The sequence below is a fragment of the Phragmitibacter flavus genome, from assembly GCF_005780165.1.
Classification (GTDB): Bacteria; Verrucomicrobiota; Verrucomicrobiia; order Verrucomicrobiales; family Verrucomicrobiaceae; genus Phragmitibacter; species Phragmitibacter flavus.
Genome location: NZ_VAUV01000003.1, coordinates 295,640 through 310,591, shown reverse-complemented (window position 1 = coordinate 310,591; position 14,952 = coordinate 295,640). Strand labels below are relative to the sequence as shown.

General features: G+C 57.5%; 12 protein-coding genes and 1 pseudogene. 5 read left to right on the top strand and 8 right to left on the bottom strand.

The window, feature by feature from the left end:
• Positions 1–6: 6 nt before the first annotated feature.
• From FEM03_RS04750 to FEM03_RS04730, 5 genes are all read right to left on the bottom strand, one after another.
• The gene (locus FEM03_RS04750) at positions 7–756 is read right to left on the bottom strand and encodes a type III pantothenate kinase (RefSeq protein ID WP_138085040.1); all 750 of its coding nucleotides are present in this window, start codon (positions 754–756) and stop codon (positions 7–9) included.
• Between the two features lie 16 nt (positions 757–772).
• Positions 773–1,315, bottom strand: a complete 543-nt coding sequence (locus FEM03_RS04745; RefSeq protein ID WP_206170874.1) for a hypothetical protein — start codon at positions 1,313–1,315, stop codon at positions 773–775.
• Positions 1,316–1,344: 29 nt separating this feature from the next.
• A complete protein-coding gene (locus FEM03_RS04740; protein ID WP_166442630.1) occupies positions 1,345–2,046 on the bottom strand; it encodes a hypothetical protein in 702 nt (233 codons plus the stop codon).
• Positions 2,043–2,330: a 4a-hydroxytetrahydrobiopterin dehydratase gene (locus FEM03_RS04735; RefSeq protein ID WP_138085037.1), complete on the bottom strand. Its 288-nt coding sequence runs from the start codon at positions 2,328–2,330 to the stop codon at positions 2,043–2,045. Before FEM03_RS04735 ends, FEM03_RS04740 begins: the two co-directional genes overlap by 4 nt.
• Before the next feature lie 69 nt (positions 2,331–2,399).
• On the bottom strand, positions 2,400–3,170 hold the full coding sequence (locus FEM03_RS04730; RefSeq protein WP_138085036.1) for a hypothetical protein: 771 nt from the start codon (positions 3,168–3,170) through the stop codon (positions 2,400–2,402).
• A 292-nt stretch (positions 3,171–3,462) separates the two neighbouring features.
• Here FEM03_RS04730 and cysK point away from each other — a divergent pair, with 292 nt between their 5' ends.
• Entirely contained in the window at positions 3,463–4,428 is a 966-nt protein-coding gene (cysK, locus tag FEM03_RS04725) for a cysteine synthase A (RefSeq protein WP_138085035.1), read from the top strand.
• A gap of 60 nt (positions 4,429–4,488) precedes the next feature.
• Positions 4,489–5,028, top strand: a pseudogene (locus FEM03_RS25880) (tetratricopeptide repeat protein); the annotation flags it as partial.
• 106 nt (positions 5,029–5,134) lie between these two features.
• On the opposite strand, the gene FEM03_RS25035 reads toward FEM03_RS25880, so the two are convergent.
• Positions 5,135–5,431: a hypothetical protein gene (locus tag FEM03_RS25035; protein WP_240772670.1), complete on the bottom strand. Its 297-nt coding sequence runs from the start codon at positions 5,429–5,431 to the stop codon at positions 5,135–5,137.
• A 198-nt stretch (positions 5,432–5,629) separates the two neighbouring features.
• Here FEM03_RS25035 and FEM03_RS04715 point away from each other — a divergent pair, with 198 nt between their 5' ends.
• The gene (locus FEM03_RS04715) at positions 5,630–7,540 is read left to right on the top strand and encodes a carbon starvation CstA family protein (RefSeq protein ID WP_138085033.1); all 1,911 of its coding nucleotides are present in this window, start codon (positions 5,630–5,632) and stop codon (positions 7,538–7,540) included.
• Between the two features lie 80 nt (positions 7,541–7,620).
• Here the strand turns inward: FEM03_RS04715 and FEM03_RS04710 are convergent, their stop codons facing one another.
• Positions 7,621–7,986, bottom strand: coding sequence for a glutaredoxin family protein (locus tag FEM03_RS04710; RefSeq protein ID WP_138085032.1), 366 nt, complete (start codon positions 7,984–7,986; stop codon positions 7,621–7,623).
• 335 nt (positions 7,987–8,321) lie between these two features.
• Between FEM03_RS04710 and FEM03_RS04705 the strand changes: the two genes are divergently transcribed.
• Positions 8,322–9,068 (top strand): CorA family divalent cation transporter, encoded by a 747-nt coding sequence (locus FEM03_RS04705; RefSeq protein ID WP_166442629.1) that lies wholly within the window; start codon positions 8,322–8,324, stop codon positions 9,066–9,068.
• Here the strand turns inward: FEM03_RS04705 and FEM03_RS04700 are convergent, their stop codons facing one another.
• Positions 9,069–9,884 carry a PEP-CTERM sorting domain-containing protein gene (locus tag FEM03_RS04700; protein ID WP_166442628.1) on the bottom strand — a complete coding sequence of 272 codons (816 nt, stop codon included), beginning with the start codon at positions 9,882–9,884 and terminating at the stop codon, positions 9,069–9,071.
• Between the two features lie 223 nt (positions 9,885–10,107).
• Here FEM03_RS04700 and FEM03_RS25875 point away from each other — a divergent pair, with 223 nt between their 5' ends.
• On the top strand, positions 10,108–14,937 hold the full coding sequence (locus FEM03_RS25875) for a vitamin B12 dependent-methionine synthase activation domain-containing protein (protein WP_138085029.1): 4,830 nt from the start codon (positions 10,108–10,110) through the stop codon (positions 14,935–14,937).
• The last annotated feature ends 15 nt before the right edge of the window (positions 14,938–14,952 follow it).

Sequence of the window (14,952 nt, the reverse complement as noted above, 5' to 3'; positions counted from 1 at the left end):
CAAGGCTCAAGGCTGAAGAGGGGCGTGCAAATTGCCCACGAGACGCAATCCCTGCAAGGTCAAATCCGCGTCCACCCCATCAATTTCCGGCAATTGCGAGGCAATCCAGGCTGCATCACCACCCGTCGCGACGACCTGCAACTTCGCCGGATCACCCAGTTCGCGCTTCAATGCCTGCAAAATTCCGCGCACCATGCCTCGGTATCCGATGGCCGCTCCGCTCAAGATTGCTTCTTCGGTCGAGCGGCCAATGGCTGATTCCGGCTCACGCAGAACCACTCTTGGAAGCAGCGCAGTGCGTTCATGCAGATACTCCGTCATCAAATTCAACCCCGGCGCGATCACGCCGCCGATATACGCGGCTTCTTCCGACACGATGTCGAACGTCACCGCCGTGCCAAAATCAATCACCACTCCCGGAGCACCATACAAGTGCGCCACAGCCACCGCATTCGCCAGCCGGTCGGCACCAATGCTTTCCGGTTTCGGGTATTGCACGCCGATGCCCAGGCCGACATCATGCCGCAGGTTCAGCATGGCCTCGCCAAAATACTCGCGCAACAACCCGGTCGCCACCGGCACCACCGACGAAACCACCACACGCTCCCACTGCCAGCCGTCCAGGCGCTCGCGCAGCGCATCCGGTCCAATCATGGACGTCGGCATGTCCCGCTGCTGCAAGACCTCATCGCGGGAGGCGATGCCAAATTTGGTCCGGCCATTGCCAACATCCACCAGCAGGTAATCCGCATTCATCGTTCTGCAAAAAGTCTTAATCCAATGTCCATTTCGTCGATTTGAGCACCGTTTCCTCGCCGTTTTTCAGCGAGTCCATCGGCACTGCCGTGCCGTCCTTTAGCAGCAGTTTGAGGCCGTCGATCTCAAGGGTCAGCGTCCCCAGCAAGTCTTCCTCCTCCAGCCAGTAACGCAGATGCGCCTCCTGGGTGCTTTTCGCAGCAACCTCAGGCAGGGCATCAAAAGGCAGAAAAAAACTCGGCACCTCGCGTCCAGCACCGTTCATCAGTCGGACGGCAGGGGACGTAAGCACCAGTTTCTCCGACTTTTCGTTGCGCAGCTTCACATCGACATCCAGCCGCGCATTGCCGTAATCACGCTTGATTACGAGTTTTCGCAACGTCAGCGCCGGACTGGAAACGGTCGCTTTACCCGGTTCCGTCGGAAGCACCTCTTCGTCAAACTCATCCGGCGGCCCCGACAAAAACACCCACGCCAAACCCGCGATCACCACCGCAAGCAATACCCAGATTTCGAACCGCTTCAAAAAAGCCATGACCGCCACACTGCCACGAACCACTCGCTTGAAAAGGAAAGTGCAGAAAAAAATCAACGTTCGGTAAACACCGCCACCGCACGCAGTTCACCCGCCGTGTTGAGCGAGAAGATCTCTTCGCTCGCAGCAAAAGCATTGGTTTGGAAACGTTCTTCAAGATCGCCAGCAAAGTCGTTCACCACCTCGGCATTCGCAGGAAATACATACAAACTGTTCCGATCCGGCGTCGCCAGCCAGACTTCGCCGCCAAAAATCTTTTCAAACACCTTCGCCAGCGACGGTGCCACCAGAAGGCTGGAATATACCGGTTCTGCTCCGCGATAGACCGCATAAAGAACCCGGCCCTCGCGATCCTTCACCAATTCCGGCTTCAGAGACGCCAGCCGACGGTCAGCCGCTTTGCGGGCCCGCTCCACAAAACTCTCCCAACTGATCCCGAGCTTCTCAAAGTCCTCCTTGTTGTAAGGGTCGAGCCAGTCGTCGCCGCCCACCTCCTTGGCGGGTGTAAAGACCGTTTTTTGCGCACTGCCATAAGGCCGCGAATTCGCCGTGCGCATGGCTTTCGGTTCAATTTGAAGCAGATACGTCTCCGGTTTGAGCGCCCGGGCAACCGTTGGGGAAGGGGACTGCGCATCGGCAGAGGTCACCAGGCTCAAACCCAACCACAAAGGAAACAACAAAATCGATCTCACCCGCCAAGCTTGAAGTCGGAACCGTCCAGTGACAAGCGGGAAACGGGCTGACGCTTCATTCATTCACCCGCCAGTTCATTGGCCCTTCGCGCCAGTGCAAAATCCAGCTCCGTCAATCCGCCGGCTGAATGAGTGGAAACCCGCACGGTCACCTTGCGCCAGCCAATCAGCATCTCCGGATGATGGTTTGCCGCCTCCGCCGCCTCCCCAACCCTGCCCGCAAAAGCCACTCCGTCCAGATACTGTTTGAATACAAAGACCCCGACCAACTCCGTGCCTTCCCGGGTCCAGCCCGGCAAATCGGAAAGCTGTGATGTGATCTGGGCCTCATTGAGTAGAGCGGTCATGTGGCGTTTGATGAAAACTGACTTTTGCCGTCGCAGTTCAAATTCACTCAACTGATGTCGATCGGCATGCTACTCAAGCTGAGTCCGCAGAGCTTCCTGCTGAGCCAACAGTTTCTGCCGGTAACTCTCCAAATTTCCAATTTCCAAACTCAGCCTGGTCAATACTGGCCCGGACGCATTGATTTTATTACGCGTCGTAACAGTCGAGGTGGCGCAACCGCTCGAGACGAGGGGGCGGCTAACCTCCCTGCCAACGGACGATTGCCTTTTGTTATAGGCAATTCGCAACTGATAAAGCTTCGCATCGATCTGTCCCATTTGCGCGGTCAATGCGGAAATCTTGCGATCGCGGTCGGCAGACTGATTTTGACTGTGAGAGGTCAGCGTGGTCTGCACCTGTTCACGCTGAATCTTTGCGGATTCCTCAGCGAATATCTTGGCGGCCAACTCGTCCCTCTGTGTCAGCAACTGAAGTTCTTTTTCGGCTTCCGACTTGCTCCAGACGGCTTCCCATTTCAAAAATTCATCCTTGAGATCACACAGCTTCAGGCGCGACACTCCGACCTCGTGCATGACGTTGATGGTGGCGGCATTGATCGATTTGACTTCAGCCTGATGGAGTTTCGAACCATCAACCAGCTCCAGCACAGGAAATTTTTGTCCAATGATTCCAGCCCGACGTTTCACTTTGAAGTAGTCAAATTCTTCGCGGAGCGCTTCGAGTTGAGCCTTGGTCTGCTCATGCTCATCGAGCTTGGAGCGGAGATCGTCGGACACCGATTTAAAATGGAAAGCCGCAGCAACGGCAATCAAGGTAAGAGCAAAGAGTCCAAGATTCATGACCCGAAAGAATGACGATGAAAGCATCCCCAGAGCGCAGGGAAAATTTTAGCGTTCAACCACCAAATTATCCGATGAGAATTTACTTTCAATCACAATCGTTGTAATCAATGCACCCCAAAGGCCGCTGGGAGCTGCATTATGGATGCCTTGCCTTCGCTCCCCCTCGTGCTCTGAGATCCCGGAAGCCGCTTTTTGTCTTGCAACCACGGCGCTTCCACCTATAAACACCTTCCCGCCACTTGCACGTGGCCCTCATTTTTTCCTCCAACCACCCAACCATTCGCTAGCCATGGGCCGTCTTTACAACAACATCGTCGAAACCGTCGGCCGCACTCCGCTGGTCAAACTCAACCGTGTGACCGAAGGCCTTGACGCCACCATCGCGCTCAAATGTGAGTTCTTTAACCCGCTCGGTTCGGTCAAGGATCGTATTGGCATGGCGATGATTGAAGCCGCCGAAAAAAGCGGCAAACTCACCAAGGACACCATCATTGTCGAGCCCACTTCCGGCAACACCGGCATTGCACTTGCCTTTGTCGCCGCCGCCAAAGGCTACAAACTCATTCTCACCATGCCCGAGACCATGAGTCTTGAGCGCCGCACCCTTCTTGCGCTGCTCGGGGCCGACCTCGTCCTCACCCCGGGAGCCCAAGGCATGAAAGGCGCCATCGCCAAGGCCACCGAAATCGTTGAAAGCACCCCGAACGCCTGGATGCCCCAGCAGTTCGAAAACCCGGCCAACCCCGACGTCCACGAAAAAACCACCGCTGAGGAACTTTGGGAAGACACTGACGGTAAAATCGACATCCTCGTTGCCGCTGTTGGCACTGGAGGCACCATTACTGGCGTCAGCCGCGTGATCGGCAAACGCAAACCCAGCTTCAAGGCGTATGCTGTTGAGCCGGAAGCCTCACCTGTGATCAGCCAGACCCTCGCCGGCGAACCCGTGCAGCCTGGTCCGCATAAAATTCAAGGCACTGGTGCCGGATTCGTCCCCAAGAACCTCGATCTTCCCGTGGTCGCTGAAGCCGTCAAAGTTTCTAACGACGATGCATTTGCGATGGCCCGTCGACTCGCCAAAGAGGAAGGTCTTCTCGTCGGCATCTCCACCGGTGCCAACGTGGTCGCCGCCATTGAAATCGCCAAACGTCCCGAAAACAAAGGCAAGCTGATCGTCACGATCGCCTGCTCCACCGGAGAACGTTATCTTTCGACCCCGCTTGCTGATGAAGCACGCGCCCAAGTTGGGGCCTGATCTCGCATCATTCTCCTGCATCCTCAGTAATTCATTTGCCCGCACCTTCCATCAATTTCCATGGCCGACGCCCCTTCCTCCCTTCCCACGCATGAGCCGGTTGATATCGCGCCCATCAGCAAGACCGAACTTTTTCTGGAGCACAACTTCAAGAAAATCCTCCTGTTCTTGCTGCTTGTCGTGTTGCTGCTCGCTACTCTGGGCTTCCTTCGTTACACCAAACATCAAAAGGAAACGGCTGCCGGTGAACAATTCACTTCGGCCCGGACTATTGAAGATTACGACAAGCTGATTCAGGAATATCCGGACACCGCTGCTGCGGGCAATGCGTTCTTGCTCAAGGCCCAGGTCTTGTGGAACGAGGGCAAAAAGGAGTCTTCCGTCAAATCTTTGCAGGAATTTCTCTCGACGCATCCTGAACACAACCTCGCTCCCGAGGCCCAGTTTTCCCTCGCCAGCCAGCAGGCGGCCCTGGGTGAAAAAGACGCTGCCCGTCAGACTCTCGACACCTTTTTGAAATCCCATGCCGACAACGAGCTTGCACCCGCTGCACAAATCAAGCTCGGTGACATCTTGTTGGCCGAAGGCAAAGTTGACGAAGCAAAAAAACTTTTCGAGAGCCTTCCACAAACCTATCCCGGGAAAATGAGCACCTTCGTTGGGGAACTCGACCAACGTCTGCGTCTGATCAACGCCGGACTTCCGACTACCGAGATCGACGCTCCCAAGCCGCCTCCAGCTCCTGAACCAGCCCCCGTCCCTGCACCGCCTGCGACCGATCCCAGCAGTCTGGCTCCTCCCGCCGCTCCAACGCCAGCTCCGGCGCCAGCACCAGCCCCGGCTTCCGAAGCGCCACCGGTGCCCGCTGCTCCGGCAACAACTGCTCCCGCTCCTGCTCCTGCCGCTGAGACACCAGCTCCGGCAACATCCGCTCCTGCTCCTGCTGCTGAGACACCAGCTCCGGCACCCACAACGCCTCCAGCAGCAGCACCAGCTCCAACAAGTCCTACTCCTGAGGCAGAGAGCAATCCATCCGAAACGCCAGCGCCAGCGCCAGCGCCCGCACCAACCGCTCCCTGATGTTTTCAGTGGTCGCCTCCCCAGGCGAAAAGTCAGGCGAACATTTTTGGAATAGTCGTGGATTGAACGCGGGTTCTTTGCCAGAATTCCCCTCCACCTACGTAGAGGTCATTCATCCGCCATGTCCACCCTTCTCATCGCCCTCGGTTCCATTGTTCTCTATCTGATCGCCTACAACACGTATGGCCGCTGGTTGGGTGGCAAAATATTTAAGCTGGATGCCAAGGCCAAAGTGCCGAGCGAAGAGATGCGTGACGATGTCGACTACGTGCCCACTTCCAAAAGCATTGTGTTCGGCCACCACTTCACCAGCATTGCTGGCACCGGTCCGATCGTTGGCCCTGCTTTGGCCATCATGTGGGGATGGGTGCCCGCGTTGTTGTGGGTGTTGTTCGGCTCCATCTTCATTGGTGCGGTGCACGATTTCGGCACGCTGGTCGTCAGCATGCGCAATCGCGGCATGACCGTGGGTCAGGTGGCCGGTCGTCTCATCAATCGCCGTGTCCGACTTCTCTTCCTCGTCCTTCTGTTCTTTGCCCTGTGGCTCGTGCTGGCCATCTTCGGTTGGGTGATTGCCAGTGTCTTTGTGCAATTCCCTGCGTCCATCCTCCCGGTGTTTCTGCAAATTCCCATCGCCATCTGGATTGGCGTCAAGGTCCATCGCAAAGGCGGCAATCTTCTCTGGCCAAGCATCATTGCCCTCACCCTGATGTATCTCACCGTGTGGCTCGGCGCTGGTTGCCCGGGCATGGAATGGACCGGAGGCACTCTCGGTGCCGCCATTCAAAGCCTCAACGCCACCCTCGCCGCCTGGCCGATCTGGGTCTGGGTCGCCATCCTTCTCGCCTACTGTTATGCCGCCAGCGTCATGCCCGTGTGGATTCTCCTTCAGCCGCGTGACTACATCAACAGCCTGCAGCTCATCAGCAGTCTCGCCCTGATTGTTGGCGGGTTGCTCATCGCCGCCTTCTTCGGATTCCCTGCCACCGTCGCCAGCGAAGGTGCGGCAGCCACGCGCATGCCTTTGGAAATCGTTGCCCCGGCGCTCAACATGTCCCCCTTGCATGCGCCGCCCATTTTTCCGTTCCTGTTTGTCACCATCGCCTGCGGAGCCGTCAGCGGTTTCCATTGCCTCGTCAGTTCCGGCACCAGCAGCAAGCAGTTGAAGAGCGAAACCGACGCCAAATTTGTCGGCTACGGCTCCATGCTTTTGGAGGGGTTCCTCGCCGTTCTCGTTATCCTCGCCGTCGGTGCCGGCATCGGCTTCGGCTGGCCCTCGGCATTTCCGGGTGCCAGCGGCACCGCCTTGTGGAATCAGGCTTATGCCGACTGGACGATGGTCACCGGCGGCAAAGCCATCGGCGCGTTCGTGGTCGGTTCCTCCAATTTTGTGCAGACACTGGGCATCGATGCCACGATGGCCACCGCGCTCATGGGCGTGCTGGTCGCCAGTTTCGCAGGCACCACGCTCGACTCCGCGACGCGTTTGCAACGTTACGTCATCCAGGAACTCGCCGATTTATTTGAACCGACACAAGAAGCTGCCGCCAAAGCCGCAGCCACTGGACAGAGCGCCGGCTGGAATCCGTTGGGATTGCTGCGCGGCACCCATGGAGCCACGATGTTCGCCGTTATCACCGCCTTTGGACTCGCGTTGTTTCCCGGACCCGGCAAACCTTGGAGCTGGGACACCATCGGCACCGGTGGTCTGGTGCTTTGGCCGCTGTTTGGAGCCACCAACCAGTTGATGGCGGGCCTTGCCCTCATGGTCGTGGCGTTCTGGTTGATCCGTCGTGGCATTCCCAGCTGGCTTGCCTCGCTGCCCATGATTTTTATGCTTATCATGCCTGCCTGGGCCCTGTTCATCGACATCAACAAATGGCTCAACGGTGGCAGTTACCTCCTTGTCATCTTTGGCCTCATCACCATCACCGTCGAAATCTGGATGGTCATCGAAGCCTTTCTGCTCTGGCCCAAGGTTCGCGGCGTGTTGGAAGAACCCCTTCCCGCGCTGGCACCCAAAACTGCCTGAGGCAAAAAAATAGGTGAGCTGCAAGTCCGATTCCGATTCGGACCAGTCAGCTCACCTGCAAAAATTGTCGCTCAAAAAGCTCAGGCGATGAACTTGATGTTGCCCACTGGCATAACCTGACGCGCCATCGCTTCATGCTGTTCGTCGGTGCAGGAGGAATTGATGGGGGCATCCGCCTCCTTGTCGCTGCCTTCGAGAACGCGGTTTTCAATCATCCAGCGCTCCACTTCCTCACCACTGATGTCGGCCAACATCGTGCCATTGATTTCCACACAAGGACTCAAGGGCTGGCCGCTGCGCTGTTCCATCTCCCAGCGAAACGCCGGATTTTTGATGATGTCCTTTTCTTCATAGGGGAGGTCGTATTTGCGAAAAATCGCACGAACGCCTTCGCTCCAGCCGCAGAAGGTTTTCAGGTAAGCAGTGATTTTGGGTGATTCAGCCATGGCAATAAGGGTTACGTATCAGCATACCGTGCAGAGTCCACAAACGCAAGACCTGAGGCTGAAGGCCTTCAATCGTCCTCGTCCTCGTTCTCCTACTCGTCCTCGAAAACAGCGCCAACACCAACCCACAAAGTTATCAATCAACCACAGCGGGTAGCTGCAGCCCTTCTCCTCTTACTCCCCACCAAACGTAACGCAGCCCTCAAGGTTGCCAATCCACGGTAAACTCGATCCCCATGGAGCCCATCATCCGTGAAAATCGAGGACGATTAGGAGAACGAGGACGAGGACGAGTTTTCCTTGACCGCAAACCACTGACCCTTCACCCTCGTCCCATGACCGGACCCACCAAACCCGAGAGCAGCCCTGTCCCCAAAATGTGGGCCCTGCCCGAAGCCATCCGCGCCCGTCTCGGCCGCGACGCCGGTCCCCAACGCGCCATTTTTGAAGAAAGCCACCTGCTTCTGATCCTCCACAAACCCCCGCTCCCCGACCAACACGAACGCACGCCCGCCTTTTTTTGGCGCAGCCCCACAGGGGAATGGCGCTGCACCGAAGGTCGCGGAGGACTGACCTCCCTGCTGGAATTGCTCGAAACTTACGAAAAGAAGGTCCTTGAACTCGAATCACTCGAAGGCAAAGCCAGCCGTGCCCAAGATTTCCATTCGCTCTTAGAAGAACTCGCCCCCATCCTGCGCGCCTCACGTGGTCTCCATCGCGCCCTTCAGCAAGCGAGGGAACTGGTCAAAACCGACCGCGATCTCATCACCCTGCGTGACCAGGCCGCCGCCATCGAACGCTCCGCTGATCTTCTCCTCCAGGACGCGCAATTCGGCCTCAACTTCACCGTGGCCCGCCAGTCCGAAGCGCAATCCGAAGCCGCCCACAAGATGGCCGGCACCGCCCACCGACTCAACATCATCGCCGCCCTGTTTCTTCCCATCACCGCCATCGCCAGCATTTTCGGTATGGAAATCAGAAGTGGACTTGCCGACACCCCGACCAACTTCACCCTCATCCTCATGGTCGGCGTTGCCCTCGGTGTGGTCGTCACCCTGCTCGTCAACCAGCGCAAGGTCTGACTAGCAGCGCCGCCGCTTCAACAACATTCCCCCAAGCGCCCCTAGCAGCAAAAAGCCGATACCCGGTTCCGGCACAGCACCCACTTCCAGCCGAAGCGCATTCAACGCCGTAAAATGCCCACTCGTTAAGTTTGCGTCCCACAACCGCAATTGCAGCGTCGTTCCCGTCAACACCACACCCGCAACATTCAGATAACGGTGTTCACTAAATCCATCTGTAAATGAATTGAATGACTTTCCTCCCTGAACGGTGGTCACCCCAAGTCCCCAGCCATTGTCCGTCTCCAGCACCCCATTCGCGTCCAGCACCGAAAATCCCGCCCATGTCGTTCCCCCATCCAAAGAATATTCAAAAAACCCACCACTCGCCGAAGCCGCATTCCTCGACGACAAAATATCCATGCTCAACACATTCCCAACCGTCAAACCCGTAAACGTCAACGTCGCCGTCCCCTGAACCGTTCCATTGTCCGTATAAAAAATATCGCCCGCCGCCAGATTGTTCGATGTCGACGCCGCCCAGGCAGGAAGACCCGCATAAACACCCGAATCGTGCACAAAAACCAGCGGCCCCGTATTGCTGCTTTCAATCAAATTCCCCGCCGTCCGACTCACCGAAATGCCTGTAGCAACCCCCCCAACATCCAGCAACCCAACCCCAGCCGTTATCGCCGCAGGCGTCGCCACGGTATTCCACGTTCCCCCCGGCCCCCCAGAACCCAACGCATCACTAAAGTCCACCAAAACGGTCGATCCCAACAAAGTCGACGTCGCCCCACCAAGCATCAATGCCGCCGCGCACGCCCCACGCGCCATCCCAGCGAATTTGTTTCTTGATATCAAGGACTCCATAAACAGACCAAAAGCAAATAATGGTCGATTCTATCCGAATTCGTCCCTATCAGGCAATTCGAATCTCTTTTACCCGCCGGACCATCGTTGACAGCGATTCCGCTTGTCTATCTTACCCATCGACACATCATGATGTGTTCATGCAACGCTTGAATCCCGTAAAGCGTTTGCTAAATTGACGATCTCCATGCCTGCCCAGCCGAACCAACGCAAAGAACTCGAAGACGCCCTCTCCAAACGCATCCTCGTCATCGACGGCGCCATGGGGACCACCATTCGCGGTTACGGCCTCACCGAAGCCGACACCCGCGGCGAACGTTTTGCTGACGCCCCCAAGGATCTCAAAAACAACGGCGACATCCTCTCGCTCACCCGCCCGGATGTGATTGGCGACATCCACCGCCGATTTATCGTCGCCGGTGCCGACATCATCGAAACCAACACCTTCTCCGGCAGCAGCATCGCCCAGAGCGAATTTTTCGTCGAAGATCCCCGCGAAACCGGCAAGGGCCGCAAAGACCCCGCCTTCTATCAGGGCGTCATGGACGACCAATTTTTGCGTGATCTCGCCTGGGATATCAACTACGAATCCGCCCGCCTCTGCCGCATCTGGGCCGACAACATCGGCACCGACACCGGTCGCAAACGTTACGTCGCCGGAGCCATCGGCCCCCTCACTGTCTCCCTCTCCGTCTCGCCCGATGCCGACGATGCCGGTTTCCGCGTCGTCACCTTTGATCAAGTCGTCGAGGACTACAAACGTCAAACCCGCGCCCTCATTGCCGGCGGTTCCGACATCATTCTTGTCGAAACCATCTTCGACGCCCTCAACGCCAAAGCCGCCCTGGTCGCCGTCCAGCAGGTCTTCGCCGAAGACAAAATCGAACTGCCCATCAGCATTTCCGCCGCCGTCGGACTCGGTGGCGAAACCATGATCTCCGCGCAAAAAGTTGAAGCCTTCTTCAACGCCGTGCGCAACGTCAACCCGCTCTCCGTCGGCCTGAACTGCTCGCTTGGACCCGACAAACTGCGCCCCTTCCTTGCCGAACTCGCCTCCAAAGCCGACACCTTCGTCTCCGCCTATCCCAACGCCGGCATGCCCAACCCGCTGTCGCCCACCGGCTTCGATCTCGATCCCCACCACATGGGCGAGTTCATGACCGACTTCGGCACCAACCACCTCATGAACATCGCCGGTGGCTGCTGCGGCAACACCCCCGATCACATCGCCGCCATCGCCAAAGCCGTCGAACGCATCGAACCGCGCCCGATTCCCAAAATCGAACCCCGTCTGCGCTTGAGCGGTTCCGACGCCTTCACCCTCGAAAAGAACGCCAACTATCTCATGATTGGCGAACGCACCAACGTCGCCGGTTCCCCCAAATTCGCCAAACTCATCAAGGAAGGCAAACTCGACGAAGCTGTCTCCGTCGCCCGTCAACAAGTCGAAAACGGCGCCAACGTCATCGACATCTGCATGGACGAAGGCCTCATCGACGGCGTCGAAATGATGACGCGCTATCTGCAAATCATCGGCTCCGAACCCGAGATCGCCAAAGTTCCCTTCATGGTCGACTCCTCCAAATGGGAGGTCATCGAAGCCGGCCTGAAATGCTTGCAAGGGAAAGGCATCGTCAACTCCATCTCCCTCAAGGAAGGCGAAGAAGCCTTCAAGGATCGCGCCCGCACCGTCAAACAATACGGGGCCGCCACCGTCGTCATGGCCTTCGACGAACAAGGCCAGGCCGCCACCTACGAAGACAAAATCCGCATCTGCGAACGCGCCTACCGCATCCTCGTCGATGAAGTCGGCTTCAACCCCGAAGACATCATCTTCGATCCCAACATCCTCACCGTCGCCACCGGCATGGAGGAGCACAACAACTACGCGATGGACTTCTTCAACGCCACGCGTTGGATCAAAGAAAACCTTCCCGGCGCCAAAGTCAGCGGTGGTGTGAGCAATATTTCCTTCAGCTTCCGTGGCAACAACAAGGTGCGCGAAGCCATGCACGCCGCCTTCCTCTATCACGCCATCAAGGCCGGAATGGACATGGGCATCGTCAACGCTGGCATGCTCGAACTCTACGAGGAAGTCCCCAAGGAACTCCTCGAAAAAGTCGAAGACGTGCTCCTCAACCGCCGTCCCGACGCCACCGAAATCCTCGTCGACTACGCCGAACAATTCAAAGGCCAGACCGGCGCCAAAAAACAGGAGGCCGACCTCAGCTGGCGCGAAGCCCCCGTCGCCAAACGCCTCGAACACGCCCTGTTGCGTGGCATCACCGACTTCATCGACGAAGACACCCAGGAAGCCCTCGACCAGCTCGCCATCCCGCTCAAGGTCATCGAAGGACCCCTCATGGACGGCATGAGTGTCGTCGGCGACCTCTTCGGTGCCGGGAAAATGTTCCTCCCGCAGGTCGTCAAAAGCGCCCGCGTGATGAAAAAATCTGTCGCCTATTTGCAACCCTTCATGGAGGCCGAAAAAGCCGCCAAAGCTCGCGCCCGCGAACTGCTCGTTGAGGCGGCAGAAAAAACCGTGGAAGCCCTCGCCAGCGGCGGCACCATCACCCTCACCGAAGGATTTGTTTATACCCCCCAGCCTAGCCTCAATGTCGAAGAACGGCGTCTCGAAATCCAGTTCGCGGCCGACCTCTCCGCCGATCTCGAACTCACCGCCAAAGCTTACGAAGCCCAATTCGGCAACGTCCTCGACCGCAACAACGTCCAGGAACTCAGCCCCGAATACGCCGCCACCCGCGAGTCCCGCCAAAAATGGAGCATTGCCACCCTCGAACCCGCCGGTGCCTTCATCGACTGGCTCTACCACAAAAGGCTCCGCGAACTCCCCGCCGACAGCCTCATCGTCTTCAACGCCGGCGGTCAGGGCAGCGGCAAAACCACTGCCACGAAAAAACTCGCCAATCATCAGGAAATCGGCCTGATCATGGACGGCACCCTGCAAAACCTGGCTCGCAGCGAGGCCCACGTGGAAGCCGCTTTCACCCACGGCCATGGGGTGGAAATCCGGTTCGTGTATTGCCCGTGGCCACAAGCTGTGGAGAACATGGTTCACCGCGCCATGGAAGAGACAGGTGGTCGCATCGTCCCGCTGTCGCGCTCCTCCAAAGGACACTTTCAATCCGCACGCAGCACGCTCACTTTGGTGAAGGAGTATCAGCACCTCATCCGTTTTCGTCTCTTGGTGGTGGACAACTCAATCTTCACCACCCCGGTCATCCGGGATGCGGGTTGGCTGGAAGCACACCTGCATAATTCAGTTGCTGATCTGGCCAACCAAGGCGACACTCTTTTACGTAACCTATTTGAACGCCATGCCGAAGACCCTCGATACACAAACGAAGTTCGCAGCGGATTCCTCCAAGACGGAATACTGGCAGAAGAAGTTCGTCCTGGTTCAAGATCTGACATTGCAGTCCCTCCAGGAAGCGGGTCAGCAACGACAGCAGATAGCGGAAGTCCAGACGGACAGCAGCAAAAAAGACTGACCGTCTCAGACCTCCTCCCGGCCGAAGCAGCGCAAAAAGGCGCACCCACCATCGTCCTCGCCACCGTCAAAGGTGATGTGCACGACATCGGCAAAAACATCGTCGGCGTCGTCCTCGCCTGCAATGGATTCCGCGTCATCGACCTCGGGGTGATGGTCGCCTGCGACAAAATCCTCGATGCCGCCAAAAACGAAAACGCCGACATCATCGGCCTCAGCGGCCTCATCACCCCGTCACTCGACGAGATGGTGCATGTCGCCTCCGAGATGGAACGCACCGGATTCAGTCTGCCACTGCTGATTGGTGGAGCCACCACCAGCGCTGCCCACACCGCCATCAAGATCGCGCCCAAATACAAGGAGCCCGTTGTGCATGTCGTCGACGCCTCACGTTCCGTGCCGGTGATGACCGCGCTGCTCAGTAAAGATCAACGCGCCGGATTCGTCGATTCCCACAACCAACGCTACGAGAAACTTCGCTCCGACTTCGCCAACAAAAACGAAGCCGCGAAACTCATCCCCCTCGCCGAAGCGCAGACCAAAAAATTCGACTGCGACTGGGCCACCCAGGAAATCGCCGTTCCAAAAACACTCGGTATCACCACGTTTGATCCGCTGCCCATCGAAACCGTGCGCCCATTCATCGATTGGTCGCCTTTCTTCCACACCTGGGAACTGCGCGGACGCTGGATGCCCGAAGAACAAATCTTCCGCAGCGCTCTTGCCGAATTCCAGGAGCAGGTCGGCATCGAAGCCGCCAAACTTTTCACTGATGCCAACGCCATCCTCGATCGCGTCATCGCCGAGGGCCAGTTTCAAATCCGGGCCTGCTACGGTTTCCATCCTGCCAACAGCATTGGCGACGACATCGAAGTCTACACCGACGAATCCCGCAAAGAAATCGCATGCGTCTATCACACTCTGCGTCAGCAGATGGTGAAAAAGGACAAACCGAACTTCGCCCTCGCCGACTACATCGCCCCCAAAGAAAGCGGTCGCACCGACTACATTGGCGGATTCTGCGTTGGGGTTCACGGTGCCGATGAATTTGCCGACACCTACAAAGCCGCTCACGATGACTACACCAGCATCATGATCAAAGCCGTGGCCGACCGACTTGCCGAAGCCACCGCCGAATACCTGCATCTCCAGGCCCGCATCAACTGGGGATTTGAAAAGCCGGACGATCTCACCAACGAAGACCTCATCAAAGAGCGTTATCGCGGCATCCGTCCTGCTCCCGGCTATCCATCACAACCTGACCACACCGAGAAACCCATTCTTTTCAGCCTCCTCGACGCCACCGAGCATACCGGAGTTACCCTGACCGAAAGCATGGCGATGCATCCCGGCTCCGCTGTCAGCGGCCTTTACTTTGGTCATCCCGAAGCCCGCTACTTCGCCACCGGCAAACTCAACAAGGACCAGGTCGAAGATTACGCTGCGCGCAAAGGCGTCACTGTCGAATTCGCTGAAAAATGGCTGGGCCCCTGGCTTGCTTATTGATGCTTGCATGAGTTA

Excerpts from the sequence above, each read along its gene's own strand:
- FEM03_RS25875 (WP_138085029.1), top strand. The coding sequence starts at position 10,108 with ATGCCTGCCCAGCCGAACCAACGCAAAGAACTCGAAGACGCCCTCTCC.
- FEM03_RS04730 (WP_138085036.1), bottom strand. The coding sequence starts at position 3,170 with ATGAATCTTGGACTCTTTGCTCTTACCTTGATTGCCGTTGCTGCGGCT.
- FEM03_RS04705 (WP_166442629.1), top strand. The coding sequence starts at position 8,322 with ATGACCGGACCCACCAAACCCGAGAGCAGCCCTGTCCCCAAAATGTGG.
- FEM03_RS04700 (WP_166442628.1), bottom strand. The coding sequence starts at position 9,884 with ATGGCGCGTGGGGCGTGCGCGGCGGCATTGATGCTTGGTGGGGCGACG.
- FEM03_RS04740 (WP_166442630.1), bottom strand. The coding sequence starts at position 2,046 with ATGAATGAAGCGTCAGCCCGTTTCCCGCTTGTCACTGGACGGTTCCGA.
- FEM03_RS04715 (WP_138085033.1), top strand. The coding sequence starts at position 5,630 with ATGTCCACCCTTCTCATCGCCCTCGGTTCCATTGTTCTCTATCTGATC.
- FEM03_RS04735 (WP_138085037.1), bottom strand. The coding sequence starts at position 2,330 with ATGACCGCTCTACTCAATGAGGCCCAGATCACATCACAGCTTTCCGAT.
- FEM03_RS04750 (WP_138085040.1), bottom strand. The coding sequence starts at position 756 with ATGAATGCGGATTACCTGCTGGTGGATGTTGGCAATGGCCGGACCAAA.
- cysK (WP_138085035.1), top strand. The coding sequence starts at position 3,463 with ATGGGCCGTCTTTACAACAACATCGTCGAAACCGTCGGCCGCACTCCG.
- FEM03_RS04710 (WP_138085032.1), bottom strand. The coding sequence starts at position 7,986 with ATGGCTGAATCACCCAAAATCACTGCTTACCTGAAAACCTTCTGCGGC.